The organism is Nocardia amamiensis (genome assembly GCF_015477605.1).
Classification (GTDB): Bacteria; Actinomycetota; Actinomycetes; order Mycobacteriales; family Mycobacteriaceae; genus Nocardia; species Nocardia amamiensis_A.
This window is the reverse complement of the sequence record NZ_JADLQX010000019.1, coordinates 96,214-112,238: the sequence shown is the minus strand read 5'-3', so window position 1 is coordinate 112,238 and position 16,025 is coordinate 96,214. Positions and strand designations below refer to the sequence as shown.

Here is a 16,025-nt window from a genome sequence, read left to right as displayed (position 1 = left end):
TACTGGGTAATGTCTCACAGGCTAGGCAAACACCCGACGACCGGGCACCACCGCCAGCCCGCGCAAGCACACGGCGTTGTGCTGCGGATTACACCTTGACCAGGTCGTCAGCGTGGATGACGGGGCGTTGCATGGTCTCGGGGAGTTCGTCGGTGGAGCGGCCGAGCATGCCGGCCAGTTCGGTGCTGTCGTATTCGACGACGCCGCGGGCCACGATGCGGTTGTCGGGGGCCACCAGGTCGACCACGTCGCCGCCGTAGAAGCGGCCGCGGACGCCGACGATGCCGGCGGCGAGCAGGGATCGACGCCGGTGCGCCACCGCTTGGACCGCGCCGTCGTCGATCAGCAGGGCGCCGCGGCTGTCGGCCGCGTGCCGGACCCAGAACTTGCGCGCGGACAACCGCACCGGGCGGGCGGCGAACGCGGTGCCCACGGTGCCGGTGGTGAGTGCGGTCGCGGCCGAGGACGCGGCGGCCAGCAGGACCGGTACGCCCGCGTCGGCGGCGAGCCGGGCCGCGGACAGCTTGGACGCCATGCCGCCGGTGCCGAGCGCGCCGCCGCTGCCCGCGATCACGCCGTCCAGGTCGGCACTGCTGCGGACCTCCGGAATGAAGTTGGCGGGGCCCTTGCGGGGGTCGCCGTCGTACAGGCCCTCCACGTCGGACAGCAGCACGAGCGCGTCCGCGCCGACCAGGTGCGCGACCAGCGCGGCGAGCCGGTCGTTGTCGCCGAAACGGATCTCTTCCGTTGCGACGGTGTCGTTTTCGTTCACCACGGCGATCGCGCCGAGCGAACGCAGGCGATCCAGCGTGCGCTGCGCGTTGCGATGGTGTTCGCGGCGGGCGAAGTCGTCGGCGCTCAGCAGGACCTGGCCGACCGTGCGGCCGTAGCGGGCGAACGACGTGCCCCACGCGTGGGCGAGTGCCAGCTGTCCGACGCTCGCGGCCGCCTGCTTGGTAGCCAGGTCACGAGGACGACTGGTCAGCCCGAGCGGCGCGATACCTGCGCCGATCGCGCCGGAGGACACCACGACCACATCGGACCCCGAGCGCATCCGGGCCTCCACCGCGTCCGCGAGCCGATCCAGCCGCGCGGTGTCCAGACCGCCTTTCAGACTGGTCAGTGCGGACGAACCGATCTTCACCACCACCCGCCGCGCCGACGCGATCGCCAGCCGAGCCTCGCTCAGGCCCGACGAATCCGTCTCGGCGGTCACCGAAGTCACCTGCATCGCAACCGAACTCCCTGCGCCACAATAGGATCCACAGTGGTACGGGCGGATGCCGCGACCCGCCCTGACCGCGAACGGTCGAACTCGCCGCCCGGCGTACGCACCGCGACCCGACCCTCCACGTCCTACTCCTCGTCTTCTTGCACCAACCCGCGCCGCACCCGGGACGCGTGCTTGCGCTCGGCCGCGCTCACCCGGTCGGTCTGCTCCAACCGGACATCGGTGCCGCGACCGGTGGGCACCATGTCGATGCCCGCCGAGATCTGTGGCTCCCAGTCGAAGGTGACGTCGCCGATGGTCACCGGCGCTCCCGGCTCGGCACCCAACCGCACCAGCTCGTCCTCGACGCCGAGGCGGGCGAGGCGGTCGGCCAGGTAGCCCACGGCCTCGTCGTTGTCGAATTGGGTTTGGCGCACCCACCGCTCCGGCCGGGTGCCGCGCACGATGAAGCCGCCCGGCTCCTCCGGGTCCGCGATCACGCTGAAACCGGTCTCGTCCACCGCGATCGGACGGATGACCGGGCGCTTGGGCGCCGCCTTCGGATGCTCCTCGCGGTAAGTGCGCACCAGATCGGCGAGTGCGAACGTCAAGGGGCGCAGGCCCGCCCGGCTCACCGCGGAGATCTCGAACACCGGCCACCCCCGCTCGGTGAACTCCGGGGTCACCATTTCCGCGAGCTCGGCGGCGTCCGGCACGTCGATCTTGTTGAGAATCACCACGCGCGGCCGGTCGGCCAGATCGCCGAGCCCGGCGTCGGCGCTCAAGGCCGGTCGATAGGCGGCGAGTTCGGCCTCGAGCGCGTCCACGTCGGACACCGGGTCGCGCCCCGGCTCCAGCGTCGCGCAGTCCACCACGTGTGCGAGCACCGCGCAGCGCTCCAGGTGCCGCAGGAAGTCCAGGCCGAGGCCACGGCCCTCGCTGGCGCCGGGGATCAGGCCGGGCACGTCCGCGACGGTGAAAGTGGTGTCACCGCTGGCGACTACACCGAGGTTGGGCACCAGCGTGGTGAACGGGTAGTCGGCGATCTTCGGCTTGGCCGCCGACAGCACCGAGACCAGCGATGATTTGCCCGCGGACGGAAACCCGACGAGCCCGACGTCGGCGACCGACTTCAGCTCCAGTACCAGGTCGAGCTCTTCGCCGTTCTCGCCGAGCAGCGCGAAACCGGGCGCTTTGCGCGCCTTCGAGGCCAGTGCGGCGTTGCCGAGCCCGCCGCGTCCGCCGCGGGCGACGATGAAGCGGTTGCCTGCGCCGACCAGGTCGACGAGCACCTTGCCGTCGTCGTCGAGCACCACGGTGCCGTCGGGCACCTTCAGCACCAGGTCGGCGCCCTGCTTGCCGTCCCGGTTGCCGCCCTCGCCCGGCTTGCCGTTGCCCGCCTTGGCGTGCGGGTGGAAGTGGAAGTCCAGCAGGGTGTGCACGTTGGAGTCGACCTCGAGGATCACGTCTCCGCCGTTGCCGCCGTTGCCGCCGTCCGGTCCGCCGAGCGGCTTGAACTTCTCCCGGTGCACCGAGGCGCAACCGTGGCCCCCCTTGCCCGCACGCACATGCAGTACGACACGGTCGATGAACTTGGACATACGCCGAATCATCCTCCTTCGGGACTGGTCGTACTCAGGGCCGGCGTGGCGGGAACACGAAAAACGGGCCAGGGTTTCGAGACCCTGACCCGCTCGCTGTTGTCCGGAAGTGGTTCGGCGGTCAGGCCTGAACCGGCTCCGGGACGACGATGTTGACGGTCTTGCGTCCACGCTTGCTGCCGAACTCCACCGCGCCCGCCGCGAGGGCGAACAGGGTGTCGTCACCGCCACGGCCGACGTTCACGCCGGGGTGGAAGTGGGTGCCGCGCTGACGCACCAGGATCTCGCCCGCCTTGACCGTCTGGCCGCCGAAGCGCTTGACGCCGAGTCGCTGGGCGTTGGAATCGCGTCCGTTCCGGGAGCTGGACGCGCCCTTCTTGTGTGCCATAGCTGATTCTCCTCGGGATGTCTTACTTGATGCCGGTGACCTTCAGGACCGTCAGCGGCTGACGGTGACCCTGGCGCTTGTGGTAGCCGGTCTTGTTCTTGAACTTGTGGATGCGGATCTTCGGGCCCTTGGTCTGCTCGACCACCTCGGCGGCCACGGAGACCTTGGCCAGCTTCGCGGCATCGGTGGTCAGCTCGGCGCCATCGACGACCAAGACCGGATCCAGCGCCACGGCGGTGCCCGGCGCACCCTCGATCTTCTCGACCTTCACCAGGTCACCGACCGCGACCTTGTACTGCTTTCCGCCGGTCTTGACGATCGCGTACGTTGCCATCGGTCGGCTGCCCTTCTTCCTATAGTGCTCGGCACTTGCTCACGCGGCGCTCCCCGGGACTGATCCCACCGGAAACCGCCACACGACTGGTCTGGTAATCGCCGCCGCCTCGGCGCCTGGTGGCTCTCGGTGTCGAACTGGCGAGAACCGAGCCACGAAGACAAAACATGTTGTCACCGGGCAGCGACTGTCCAAGATTACAGGACGGCTACCGCCACGACCAAACCGGCGTCGGTGCACACCGCGCCGACGCCACCGGTTCGCCGCCGACACGCACGTGGCCCCCGCCGGTCGCACCGGCGAGGGCCACGGGACCTGAGCGACGACTCAGTCCGACGACTCCGGCGCACCCGCCGGTCGCCCGACCGCCCGCCTGCGTGGCCGGTTGCGCTGCGGCAATTCGACCGGCTCGGGCTGGGAGTAGTCGATGGTGGGCGCGGGCGCCTGATCACCGGTAGGCAGCACGAACACCGCGCCCGAGCTGTCCGCGGCCGGTGCGGCGGTGGAACGAGCAACCCTCCGGCGCCGAACCTGGCGGACCTGCCCCGGTTCGGCCACACCGTTGGTGGCCGCCGGAGCACCGGCCGCGGCGACCGCCGCGGCGGGCTCCGCGGTCCGAGCGGGTTCGGCGGCGTATGCGGGCTCCGCCGCCTGTGCGGGTTCGACGGCCGGGGTCGGCTCAGCGGTCCGAACGGGCTCGGTGACGTGAGCGGGCTCGGCAGCCGGTGCCGGCTCGGCAGCCTGCACGGGCTCGGCAGCGCCGACGGGCTCCGGACCCTGCGCGGGCTCGGCAACCCGAGCGGGCTCGACGGCCTCTGCGGGCTCGGCAACCGCCTCGGGTTCCTGGGCGCCCACGGGCTCGCCGGTCTCGACCTCCTCGATGACCTCCACGACTTCGGCGGGCTCGGTCTCGGGCTCCTCCGCGGGCACCGCCACGGCAGCGTGCACCGCCTCCTCGATCAGCGACTCGGCGGCGGCAACGCCTTCGGCGGCCGCGGCGGATTCGCCGACAACCGCGGGCTCGACAGCCTCGGTCTCCTCGGACTGGTGCGCGGCCATCGCCAACGCCACCGGATGCGCCCGCTTGACGGCGGCGTCCTCGTCGACGTGGTCGGTGGCCGGACCGGCACCGTTGGCGGGCTGGGCCTGCGCGGCCGCACCCTTGTCCCGGCCGCGCCGCCTGCGCGAACCGCCTTCCCGGGCCCGCCCGGCGGTTTCGTCGCCCGAACCGGGTTCCACCGGGTAGGTGTGCACCAGGATGCCGCGGCCATGGCAGTGCTCACAGGTGGTGGAGAACGCCTCGACCAAGCCCGTGCCCAGCTTCTTGCGGGTCATCTGGACCAGGCCCAGCGAGGTGACCTCGGAGACCTGGTGCCGGGTGCGGTCGCGGCCCAGCGCCTCGGTGAGGCGGCGCAGCACCAGGTCGCGGTTGGACTCCAGGACCATGTCGATGAAGTCGACGACGATCATGCCGCCGATGTCGCGCAGCCGCATCTGGCGCACGATCTCCTCGGCCGCCTCCAGGTTGTTCCTGGTGACCGTCTCCTCCAGGTTGCTGCCGCCGGAACCGGTGAACTTGCCGGTGTTCACATCGATGACCGTCATGGCCTCGGTGCGATCGATCACCAGGGTGCCGCCGGAGGGCAGCCACACCTTGCGATCCAGCGCCTTGGCCAGCTGCTCGTCGATCCGGTAGGCCTCGAACACGTCGACGCCGTTGTTGTCGTGCCGGGCGACCCGGGCGAGCAGGTCCGGCGCGACGGTGCCGATGTACTTCTCCACCGTGCTCCAGGCCCGGTCGCCTTCGATGACCAGTTTGGAGAAGTCCTCGTTGAACAGGTCGCGGATGACCTTGACCAGGAGGTCGGGCTCCTCGTACAGCGTCTTCGGAGCGTTGTTCTCCTTGCCGGTCTGCTGCTGGATAGTGCGCCAGGTGGCCTGCAGCCGGTCCACGTCCCGGGCCAGCTCGGTCTCGCTGACGCCCTCGGAGGCGGTGCGGATGATCACACCGGCGTCGGCGGGCACGATCTCGCGCAGGATCTCCTTCAGGCGCTTGCGCTCGGTGTCGGGCAGCTTGCGGCTGATTCCGGTGGAGGTGCCGCCCGGCACGTACACCAGGAAGCGCCCGGCCAGGCTGATCTGCGTGGTCAGGCGGGCGCCCTTGTGACCGACCGGGTCCTTGCTCACCTGGACGAGCACCTGATCGCCCGGCTTGAGCGCCTGCTCGATCTTGCGCTCCTTGCCGCCGAGCCCGGCGGCCTCCCAGTTCACTTCACCGGCGTAGAGCACACCGTTGCGGCCGCGGCCGATGTCGACGAACGCCGCCTCCATGCTGGGCAGCACATTCTGCACCTTGCCCAGGTACACGTTGCCCACCATGGACGCGGAACCGGTGCTGGTGACGAAGTGCTCGACCAGGACGTTGTCTTCGAGCACCGCGACCTGCGTCGCGGTCGGATGGTCCGGGAAGGACTTCTCCCGCACCACCATGACCCGGTCCACCGCCTCGCGCCGGGCCAGGAACTCCGACTCGGTCAGGATCGGCGGACGGCGGCGGCCTGCCTCCCGGCCGTCCCGGCGGCGCTGCCGCTTGGCTTCCAGCCGGGTCGAACCCGTGATGCCCTGGACCTCGTCCACCGTCACGCGGGTGCGGGCCTTGTTGCGCGGCTCGCGCTCGTGCACCACCGTGTTCGGCGGATCGTCGTCGGCGGGCTCGGTCTCGCCGGATTCGCCGGCCACCTTGCGACGACGACGCCGACGGCGACGACGGCTCGAACCCTCGGGTAAGCCCTCCTCGTCCTCGGACTCGGCGGCGCTGGTATCGGCCGATTCCGCGGCTTCGGCGGGCTCGGTGGTCTCGGCGGCCGACTCGTCCTCGGTTTCGGACTCGGTCTCCTCGCCCTCGTTGTCGCCTTCGGACTGCTGCTCGCCGCGCCCGCGCCCACGACCACGGCGGCCGCGACGCCTGCGCCGCGGCTGGCCCTCGGCGTCACCCTGCTGGTCGGACGACTCGCGCTCGTCCTCGGCGACCTCGGTCTCGTCCTCGGCGGGCTCGGGTGCGCTCTCCTCGGAGCGCCGCGTCTCGCGTTCCTCGCGGCGCCTCTTGCGGGCCTCTTCCGCGGCGGCGGCGTCCGGCGGCAGGAACAGCGGCGCCTGCACGACGGCGGCCGATTCGAACACCATCGGAGCAACCGGGACCGGTTCCTGCCGCACCGAATGGGTGAACAACTGGGTCGGCTCGTGCACCGCACCGCCGCTCGGCGCGTGCTGCTCGGCGTTCACCACCTCCGGGGCGGAGAAGATGACGCCTGCGGCGGCGAAAGGCGTCGCGGCTTGTGGTTGCGGAGCGGGTTCCGGAGGTTCAGCCGCCTCCTGCGCGGGCTCGGTCGTCTGCGCGGTGCCGGTGTCCGCCGGTTCGGCGGCGGTGCGCTCCGGCGCGGGCGGCTCCTCCGGCTCGGGCGCGGCGTCCGTCTGGACCGGCACCAAGGCGTCGCGGACGGACTCCGCGACGGCTCGGTCGACGTTCGATTGCGCGCTGCGCGCGTCCGCCCCCATCTCGGTCAGCTTGGCCAGGATGCGCTTGCTCGTTACCCCGAGCAGCTTGGCAAGGGCGTGAACTCGGATTCGCTCCGGCAATTGTTCGGCATCCTGTGATGTTGTTTCCAGCGGCTCTTGATCGGCCACGAAGTCTCCTCGGGCCCCCGGGCGCGTCCCTCCCGGCGGGAGTGACGCGGCCGACGCGGGGGCGCTGTTCGTTCGACTCGCACCCGGTGGGCGCGAGGTCAAGTGGTCTCGCCCCGCGTGCCCGGTTATCTCCTCGATCGTTCGTCGCTCGGGCTAACTGGTCACGCGGCGCCTGGCAGTATGGCTGAACTCCACGGGTCGAGCGCTCATCCAGCGTGCCGACGCGAACAGCGAGCCTCAATTACCAGGCCGTTTGTCCGTGGCAGCGATGATCGGCATCGAACCGCGGTGTCATCCGGCTGCCCTCGTCACGTCTCGTTCGCGCACCTGCACGAACAGTCGGCATCGAATGCAGCCGATGCCAGTATCCCACATCGCGCGCCGGGCGTTCGCCATCGGCGCTCGGCACCGTCGGCCCGCGACGCGTTCGCCCTGCGCCGGCACGGCGCGGGCACGACGGTCCAGACCCGATCAGGCGGGCAGTTCCGGGAACCAGAGGGCGATCTCGCGCTTGGCGGATTCGGGTGAATCGGACCCGTGCACCAGGTTCTCCTGCGTCTCGAGAGCGAAGTCTCCGCGAATGCTGCCGGGGACGGCCTTCTCGACCGGATCGGTACCGCCGGCAATCTGCCGGAACGCCGCGATGGCCCGCGGGCCCTCCAGGATGGCCGCGACCACCGGCCCCGAGGTGATGAACTCGATCAGGGAACCGAAGAACGGCTTCTCGGCGTGCTCGGCGTAGTGGCCCTCGGCCAGTTCGTCGGACACCTGCTTCAGCTCGAGGGCGACGATCTTCAGGCCCTTGCGCTCGATACGTGCCAGCACCTCGCCGACAAGGCCACGGGCCACACCGTCCGGCTTGATGAGTACCAACGTCTGCTCAGTCACGGCGCTCAGCATAAAGGACGCAGTTGTCCGTCCTCAGCCCAGCTCACGGCCGGAGCGAAGGCGGAGGTACGCCTAACGGGCAACCTTCCGGACGCCGCACCAGCGGTCGGGCTCCGGCTCGTTCCGCGCGCCGCACCATGTGGGCCTGGGCCGGTCGCCCAGGCTCTTGTGCCGATCGGGGCTCACGTTCTGACAAGGCGGCACGGCACGGCACGCAAGACAATCAGGCCGGGACGAGCACCCCGGCGCGCTCCGAGGCGCCGGGGCGATCGCCGCGACGACAGCTAATCGCGGCGAATGCGCTGACTCGGCAGCAAGCCCTTCTCCATCCGCCCCCGCACGTCGGCGCGCAGCACCAGGATGAAGCCCCAGACCACGGCGAACACCACGCCGATGATGCCGATGGACAGGTGTATCAGCGCGCCCAGCAGAACGAACACTTGCAGCGCGAGGTTGAGCGGCAGTGCCCAGGGCCGCCGCTGCAAACCGGCGCCGAGGAACATCACCACCGCGAGCGCGACGAGGTAGGTGCCGGACAGCCAGGTCACCCCGCCCCCGACGTCGGCGACCACGGGCAGCGCGAGCAGTACGACGATCGCCTCGAGCACCAAGGTGCCCGCCATCACCCCGCGGAAGCCCTTCCACGGATCGGTCGCGGGCGGCGGCACCGGCCGCTCCCCTTGGTCGGCGGGTTCACTCATGCTGTATCCCTTCCGGCCGAAACGCGACCCCGCGTGGTCGCACTCCGCTGCCGCTTCCGGCCCTGACCGCTCAGGCTGCATCCCTTGTCGGCAGGACCGCGACCCTGCGTCGTCACATTCCGCTGCCGCCTCCGGGCCTGCTGGCGGTTCATGCGGGGTCCTTTCCGAACAGCGCGCGGGTCGCGCCCGCGGTCACCACCGAGCCGGTCACGACGACGCCCGCGCCGGACACCATCTCGCCCTGTTCGCCGACTTCCTCGGCCATGGCGATCGCGGTCTCCAGCGCGTCCGGCAGCGTGGTCGCGGTGACCACGCGCTCGTCGCCGAACCGCTGTACCGCGAGATCCGCCAGGGTCTCCACGTCCAGCGCGCGCGGCGAGCCGTTGGTGGTGACGACGATCTCGTCGAACACCGGCTCCAGCGCGGCCAGGATGCCCTCGGCGTCCTTGTCGCCGAGCACCGCGATCACGCCGACCAGCTTGCGGAAGTCGAACTCGTCGGTGAGCGTCGCGGCCAGCGCCCGAGCGCCCGCCGGGTTGTGCGCGGCGTCGATGAAGATGGTCGGCGCACTGCGGACGCGCTCGAGCCGGCCCGGGCTGGTCACGCTCGCGAAACCGGCTCGGACGGCCTCGACGTCGAGCTGGCGCTGCGCGCCCGCGCCGAAGAACGCCTCCACCGCGGCGAGCGCGAGCACCGCGTTGCGTGCCTGGTGCTCGCCGTGCAGCGGCAGGAAGATCTCGTCGTACACCCCGCCGAGACCCTGCAACTCGAGCTGCTGCCCGCCGACCGCGATCTGGCGGGCGAGTACGCGGAACTCGGCGCCCTCGCGCGCGACCGCGGCGTCCACCTCGACCGCGCGGCGCAGCAGCGCCTCCATCGCCTCCGGCTCCTGCTCCGCGATCACCGCGACGTTGTCGCGCGGCACCAAGCTCTCCGGGGCGCGTTTGATGATCCCGGCCTTCTCCTTCGCGATGGAGGCCAGGTCCGGGCCGAGATATTCCATGTGGTCCAGGCCGATCGGAGTGACCACCGCGACTTGGCCGTCGATCACATTGGTGGCGTCCCAGGCGCCGCCCATGCCGGTCTCGACGACCGCGACATCGACCGGCGCCTCGGCGAAGGCGGCGAACGCCATACCGGTGAGCACCTCGAACTTGCTCATCGCCGGGCCACCCGCGGCCGCCGACTGCTTGTCGATCATCTCGACGTACGGCAGCAGTTCGCGGTAGAGCTCCACGTACTTCGCCGGCGAGATCGGCGCGTTGTCGATGCTGATCCGCTCGGTCGCCAGCTGCAGGTGCGGGCTGGTGATCCGGCCGGTGCGCCGGTGCAGGGCGGTGAGCAGCGCGTCGATCATCCTGGTCACCGAGGTCTTGCCGTTGGTGCCTGCGACGTGGATCGCCGGATAGCTCTGCTGCGGCGAGCCGAGCAGGTCCATCAGCGTGGCGATCCTGGTGAGCGACGGCTCGATCTTGGTCTCCGGCCAGCGCTGGTCGAGTTCCGCCTCGACCAGCGCCATCTCGGCCAGTTCCACCGGGGACGGCCCGGAGCCGAGCCGCGCGCCGCCACGGCGCTCGTCGTCGCCGTACTGCGGTTCCGGCTCGTGGTTCACTTGCCGCTCAACTCCGCCAGGCGGGACTCGATTCGCGCCACTTCGGCGGACGCGATCTGCTGCCTGTCTTTGATCTTGTCGACGACATGCTCGGGCGCCTTGGCCAGGAACGCGTCGTTGCCGAGCTTGGCGGCGGTGCCCTGGAGTTCCTTCTGCGCGGCCGCCAGGTCCTTTTCCAGACGGCGGCGTTCGGCGTCCAGGTCGATCGCGCCGGAGGTGTCCAGCTCGACGGTCACCGTGGCCGCGCTCAGCCGCACCTCCACCGCGGCGGTGGCGGCGAAATCCGCGCCGGGCTCGGTGAGCCGGGCCAGGTTCGCCACCGACGCGGCGAGCTCACCCAGCCCCGCGGCGTCCACGCCGATCAGCTTGGCCGCCACCTTCTGCTTGTCGGCCAGACCCTGGTCGCTGCGGAACCGCCGGATCTCCGTGATCAACCGCTGGGTGTCCGAAATACGTTGCGCGGCGGCCTGGTCGGCGGGAACGCCGGAGGCCTGCGGCCACGGCGCGATCACCACCGACTCGCCGCCGGTCAGCGCCTGCCACAGCTCCTCGGTGACGAACGGGATGACCGGATGCAGCAGGCGCAGCACCGCGTCCAGCACCGCGCCGAGCACCAGCTGGGTCGCCTCGGCGCGCGCGCCTTCCGCGGCGAACTGCACCTTGGCCAATTCCAGGTACCAGTCGCACAATTCGTCCCAGGCGAAGTGGTAGAGCGCCTCGCACGCCTTGCCGAACTCGTAGGCGTCGAACGCCGAATCCACCTCGGCCCGCACCTCGTCCAGCCGGTCCAGGATCCACCGGTCGGCATCGGTGAGCTGTGCGCGGTCGGGCAGGTCGCCGACTCGCGCGCCGTTCATCAGCGCGAACTTGGCCGCGTTGAACAGCTTGGTCACGAAACTGCGCGAGGCGAGCACGTGCGGCTCGCCAACCGAGAGGTCGCCGCCGGGCTGCGCGCCGCGCGCCAGGGTGAAGCGCGTGGCGTCCGCGCCGAAAGTGTTGATCCAGTCCAGCGGGTCGATGCCGTTGCCGCGTGACTTGGACATCTTCTTGCCGAACTGATCGCGGATCAGGCCGTGCAGGAACACGTCCTTGAACGGCACCTGGCGCTCGCCGCCCTTGCCCGTGGTCAGCACGGCGTCCTCGGCGACGTAAGTGCCGAACATCATCATCCGCGCCACCCAGAAGAACAGGATGTCGTAGCCGGTGACGAGAACGCTGGTGGGATAGAACTTCTCGAGTTCCGCGGTGGCGTGCGGCCAGCCCATGGTGGAGAAGGGCCACAGCCCGGAGGAGAACCAGGTGTCCAGCACGTCCGGGTCCTGCACCCAGCCCTCGGGCGCCTGTTCGTCGGGTCCGACGCACACCACTTCGCCCTCGGGGCCGTACCAGATCGGGATGCGGTGGCCCCACCACAGCTGGCGCGAGATGCACCAGTCGTGCATGTCGTCGACCCAGTCGAACCAGCGCGGCTCCTGGCTCTTCGGGTGGATCAGGGTGTCGCCGTTTCGCACCGCGTCACCCGCGGACTTGGCCAGCGATTCCACCTTCACCCACCACTGCATGGACAGGCGCGGCTCGATCGGCTCGCCGGTGCGTTCGGAATGCCCGACGCTGTGCAGGTACGGCCGCTTCTCGGCGACGACGCGGCCTTCCTCGGCGAGCCGCTCGCGCACCTTCACCCGCGCCTCGAAACGGTCCATGCCGTCGAATTCGGTTCCGGTGCCGGTGATCCGGCCGCGCTCGTCCATGATGGTCGGCATCGGCAGCCCGTGCCGCAGACCCATCTCGAAGTCGTTCGGGTCGTGCGCGGGTGTGATCTTCACCGCACCCGAACCGAATTCGGGATCGACGTAGTCGTCGGCGATGATCGGGATCCGCCGCCCGGTGATCGGATGTTCCAGGGTGGTGCCGATCAGATCCCGGTAGCGCGGGTCCTCGGGGTGCACGGCCACGGCGGTGTCGCCGAGCATGGTCTCCACCCGGGTGGTGGCCACGACGACGTGCGGCTCGTCGTCGCTGAGCGAGCCGTAGCGCAGCGAGACCAGCTCACCTTGCACGTCCTCGTACTTGACCTCGATGTCCGAGATCGCGGTGCGCAGCTCCGGCGACCAGTTCACCAGTCGCTCGGCACGGTAGATCAGGCCCGCGGCGTAGAGCCGCTTGAACATGGTCTGCACGGCGCGGGACAGGCCCTCGTCCATGGTGAAGCGGTCCCGGCTCCAGTCCACGCCGTCGCCGAGCGCGCGCATCTGCCATTGGATGGCTCCGCCGGACTCGCGCTTCCAGTCCCACACCTTCTGGAGGAACAGTTCGCGGCCGAAGTCTTCCTTCGTCTTGCCGTCCACCGCGAGCTGCTTTTCCACCACCGTCTGGGTGGCGATGCCCGCATGGTCCATGCCGGGCAACCAGAGCACCTCGTAGCCCTGCATGCGCTTGCGGCGCGAGAGCGTGTCCATCAGGGTGTGGTCGAGCGCGTGGCCCATGTGCAGCGTGCCGGTGACGTTCGGCGGCGGCAGCACGATCGAGTACGGAGGCTTGCCGCTGGCGGTGTCCGCGGTGAAATAGCCAGCCGCTACCCAGCGCTCGTACATCTCGGCCTCTACGTCGCTGGGGGTCCAGCTCTTGGGGAGGGCATCGGCACGATTACGCGTGTTGTCAGGGGCTGCGCTGGTCACCCCGCGATTCTAGAGCGCGTCGATCCGTCCACTTCGGGTCGGTCGACCCGCCTGGCGCCGGGGTCGGCCGAATCGGGTGCGGATCCGACCGGCGCCGGTCTCGGAACTCAGGTGGAACCAGCGCTCATAGTCGGCCGACCGCGTCGGAACCGGTCGAGATCCTTGCTCGACCGATCGGCGATGCGCTTTCCGGCTGAAGACAAAATAAGGCGGAGTCTTCGGTGGATGAGGGACACCGAACACTCCGCCTATGTCAGTAGCTTACCGGCGATCCGAGACCGGACCCGGAATCCATAAGTAATTCTCAGCTTCCGGCAATTTCTACCCCGGGCATTCCCCAGGAAAGACGCAGCCGGACGGAGTCCGTCTACAGCCCGCGCCGGGCCGAGCGAAGGCGAGGCAGCCGCAGGAAAGACGCAGCCGGACGGAGTCCGTCTACAGCCCGCGCCGGGCCGAGCGAAGGCGAGGCAGCCGCTTATCGCACGAGCGCGGTGGCGTCCGCCATCACCAGGTCTGCGTTGATCGCGATCGCGGCGGTCGAGCCTGCACCCGCCGCCGAGATCACCTGGGCTGCCGGGTCGGCGACGTTGCCCGCGGCCCAGACGCCGGGAACGCTGGTGCGCCCGGCCGGGTCGGTGATCACCCAGCCGCCGTCGTCGAACGCGCAGCCCAGCGCGACGAGCAGTGCGTCGTCGGCGCGGAAGGCCGGGGCGACGAACATCGCCGCACGCGGCACCGTCCGCCCGTCGGACAGTTCCACCCCGCGCAGTGCGTCGTCCACGACGAACCGGGCGACCTTCCCCTCGAGCACGCGAACCCCGCGCGCGTCGAGGTGGGCCCGCTCGACGTCCGACAGGGCCATCGTGTGTGGAAAGAAGAGCACATCCTCCGACCACTGTGGCAGCAGCAACGCCAGGTGCACCGCGCGCGCGATCGCGCCCGGCTCCCGCCCGCCGAGCACGCCGATCGGCTGGTCACGAACCTCATAGCCGTGGCAGTAGGGACAATGCAGCACGTCGCGGCCCCAGCGCTCCCGCACGCCGGGCAGGGCGGGCAGTTCATCCCGCAGCCCGGTGGCGATCAGTACGCGGCGTGCCCGCAGCGATTCGCCGCGTTCGAGCCGCAATATGTAGTCGTCCGCGGACCCGCCCGCGTCGATGACGACGTCATCGATCACTTCCCCGCCGTAGCGCGTGACCTCCGCGACGCCGGTCGCGAGCAGATCCGCGGGCGGCATCCCGTCGCGGGAGAGAAACCCGTGCATGTGCTCGGCGGGCGCGTTGCGCGGTGCGCCGGCGTCGACCACCGCGACCCGTCGCCGGGCCCTGGCCAGGACCAGCGCCGCGGAAAGTCCCGCCGCACCGCCACCCACGATCACCACGTCGTATGTCCTGATCATGCCCGCATCTCGCGGGCTCTCGGCCCCGGCGCGCGAGTGCTCGGCTGGGTCCATTCTTCGTTCGCTCATCCGCGATCACCTCCACAGGCAGGTTGCCGTCCCGGTCGAATTTCGACAACTAATGTTGCTGATTCCGGGAAGACGCGGTGCACTGGTGACATGTCCACACAACCAGCGGTCACCCAAGCACTCGCCGACATCGGCCCGCGGCTCAAGGCCCTGCGCACCCGCCGCAACGTCACGCTCACCGCGCTGGCGGAAAGCACCGGGATCTCCAAGAGCACGCTGTCGCGATTGGAGTCCGGGCAGCGCAAAGCCAGTTTGGAGCTGCTGTTACCCATCGCGATGGCCCACCAGGTGCCTTTGGACGAACTGGTCGCCGCGCCGAAGATCGCCGACCCGAGGGTGCACCTCGCGGCCCGAAAGATGAACGGGCTCACCATTGTCCCGCTCACTCGGCAACCGGGGCCGCTGCAGGCGTTCAAGATCATCATCCCGCCCGATCGCGGTGAGCCGGACCCGAAGGTGCACGAGGGTTTCGAGTGGCTCTACGTGCTGTCCGGACGGCTCCGGCTGGTACTCGGCGAGCACGATCTGACGCTCGGGCCAGGCGAGGCGGCGGAATTCGACACCCGCCAACCGCATTGGTTCGGCAGCGCGGGTCGAGGTCCGGTGGAAATCCTCAGCCTTTTCGGCTCCCAGGGCGAACGAATGCATCTTCGCGCACGCTCGGCGGGGCGGAAACGCGGATAATCCGAGGGAAAACCAGGGTTTTCCCGGTTGCCGAACGGGTCTCGGCTGGGGATTCTGGGAGGGGTGAACCCCCCGCTCGAAGCCCTGCCGACGCACGCCCCCGAACCCCGGCTGCCGATCCTGTCCCCCGGCACCCTGCACGACCTACGGGGACATGCCATCGAGGAGTTGCGGTACCCGGCATCGGCGGCGCTGATCGTCGCGGGCGTTCCCGGCGCGGGCAAAAGCACCGCGCTGCGCAAGTTCTTCAGCGCCGAGTCCGATGCCGTGGCGCCCTCGCGCGGCCCCGACGGGGCGCTGGTGCTCGACTCGATGCAGGCGCGAAACCGCTTGCGGCCCAGGCTGTGGTGGCTGCCGTATCTGCTGTGGCGCCCGGTGGTGCATATCGCACACCTCCGGGCGATCCGCACGGCATTACGCGACAGCACCGGTCCGGTCGTGATCCACGATTGCGCGACCTTCCGCTGGACACGCAGGCTGATCGCGCGCTGGGCAGCGGATTACCGCCGCGAACTGCACCTGCTCATGCTCGACGTGCCCGCCGCCGTGGCGCGGGCAGGCCAGTACGCCCGCGGACGCCGGATCAACCGCGTGGCCTTCACCATCCACGTGCGGCGCTGGCGTCAACTGATGCGCGAGATCGCGACCGAACGCGATACGGCCACCGGCGCATCGCGTTCGGTGGTCATCGTCGACCGTGCGGCGGTCAACCGGATCCGCCGCGTGGTCTTCACCTCGTGATGGACGCTGTCGGCCGTCATCAGCCGGAGCGAAGGCGGA

Annotated in this window: 12 protein-coding genes; 2 read left to right on the top strand and 10 right to left on the bottom strand. The window is 70.1% G+C overall.

The features are described from left to right. Window positions 1-88 precede the first annotated feature (88 nt). From proB to IU459_RS24160, 10 genes are all read right to left on the bottom strand, one after another. Window positions 89-1,189 (bottom strand): glutamate 5-kinase, encoded by a 1,101-nt coding sequence (gene proB, locus IU459_RS24205; protein ID WP_195131894.1) that lies wholly within the window; start codon window positions 1,187-1,189, stop codon window positions 89-91. A 167-nt stretch (window positions 1,190-1,356) separates the two neighbouring features. Then, window positions 1,357-2,811, bottom strand: a complete 1,455-nt coding sequence (obgE, locus tag IU459_RS24200; protein WP_195131851.1) for a GTPase ObgE — start codon at window positions 2,809-2,811, stop codon at window positions 1,357-1,359. Between the two features lie 121 nt (window positions 2,812-2,932). Continuing rightward, on the bottom strand, window positions 2,933-3,199 hold the full coding sequence (gene rpmA, locus IU459_RS24195; protein ID WP_067478569.1) for a 50S ribosomal protein L27: 267 nt from the start codon (window positions 3,197-3,199) through the stop codon (window positions 2,933-2,935). Between the two features lie 22 nt (window positions 3,200-3,221). Next, entirely contained in the window at window positions 3,222-3,533 is a 312-nt protein-coding gene (rplU, locus tag IU459_RS24190; protein WP_040775804.1) for a 50S ribosomal protein L21, read from the bottom strand. 327 nt (window positions 3,534-3,860) lie between these two features. Then, a complete protein-coding gene (locus tag IU459_RS24185) occupies window positions 3,861-7,217 on the bottom strand; it encodes a translation initiation factor IF-2 N-terminal domain-containing protein (RefSeq protein ID WP_195131850.1) in 3,357 nt (1,118 codons plus the stop codon). A gap of 471 nt (window positions 7,218-7,688) precedes the next feature. Further along, window positions 7,689-8,105 carry a nucleoside-diphosphate kinase gene (gene ndk, locus IU459_RS24180; RefSeq protein WP_195131849.1) on the bottom strand — a complete coding sequence of 139 codons (417 nt, stop codon included), beginning with the start codon at window positions 8,103-8,105 and terminating at the stop codon, window positions 7,689-7,691. A 284-nt stretch (window positions 8,106-8,389) separates the two neighbouring features. Next, window positions 8,390-8,806, bottom strand: a complete 417-nt coding sequence (locus tag IU459_RS24175; protein ID WP_195131848.1) for a DUF4233 domain-containing protein — start codon at window positions 8,804-8,806, stop codon at window positions 8,390-8,392. Between the two features lie 148 nt (window positions 8,807-8,954). After that, window positions 8,955-10,340 carry a bifunctional tetrahydrofolate synthase/dihydrofolate synthase gene (gene folC, locus IU459_RS24170; protein WP_440446525.1) on the bottom strand — a complete coding sequence of 462 codons (1,386 nt, stop codon included), beginning with the start codon at window positions 10,338-10,340 and terminating at the stop codon, window positions 8,955-8,957. 74 nt (window positions 10,341-10,414) lie between these two features. Further along, entirely contained in the window at window positions 10,415-13,093 is a 2,679-nt protein-coding gene (locus IU459_RS24165; protein ID WP_195131847.1) for a valine--tRNA ligase, read from the bottom strand. A gap of 475 nt (window positions 13,094-13,568) precedes the next feature. Then, window positions 13,569-14,492 (bottom strand): NAD(P)/FAD-dependent oxidoreductase, encoded by a 924-nt coding sequence (locus IU459_RS24160; protein ID WP_195131892.1) that lies wholly within the window; start codon window positions 14,490-14,492, stop codon window positions 13,569-13,571. A gap of 159 nt (window positions 14,493-14,651) precedes the next feature. Here IU459_RS24160 and IU459_RS24155 point away from each other — a divergent pair, with 159 nt between their 5' ends. Together IU459_RS24155 and IU459_RS24150 are read left to right on the top strand one after the other, a co-directional pair. Next, window positions 14,652-15,245 (top strand): helix-turn-helix domain-containing protein, encoded by a 594-nt coding sequence (locus tag IU459_RS24155; protein WP_195131846.1) that lies wholly within the window; start codon window positions 14,652-14,654, stop codon window positions 15,243-15,245. 63 nt (window positions 15,246-15,308) lie between these two features. Further along, a complete protein-coding gene (locus IU459_RS24150; protein ID WP_324199007.1) occupies window positions 15,309-15,986 on the top strand; it encodes an AAA family ATPase in 678 nt (225 codons plus the stop codon). Window positions 15,987-16,025 lie beyond the last annotated feature (39 nt).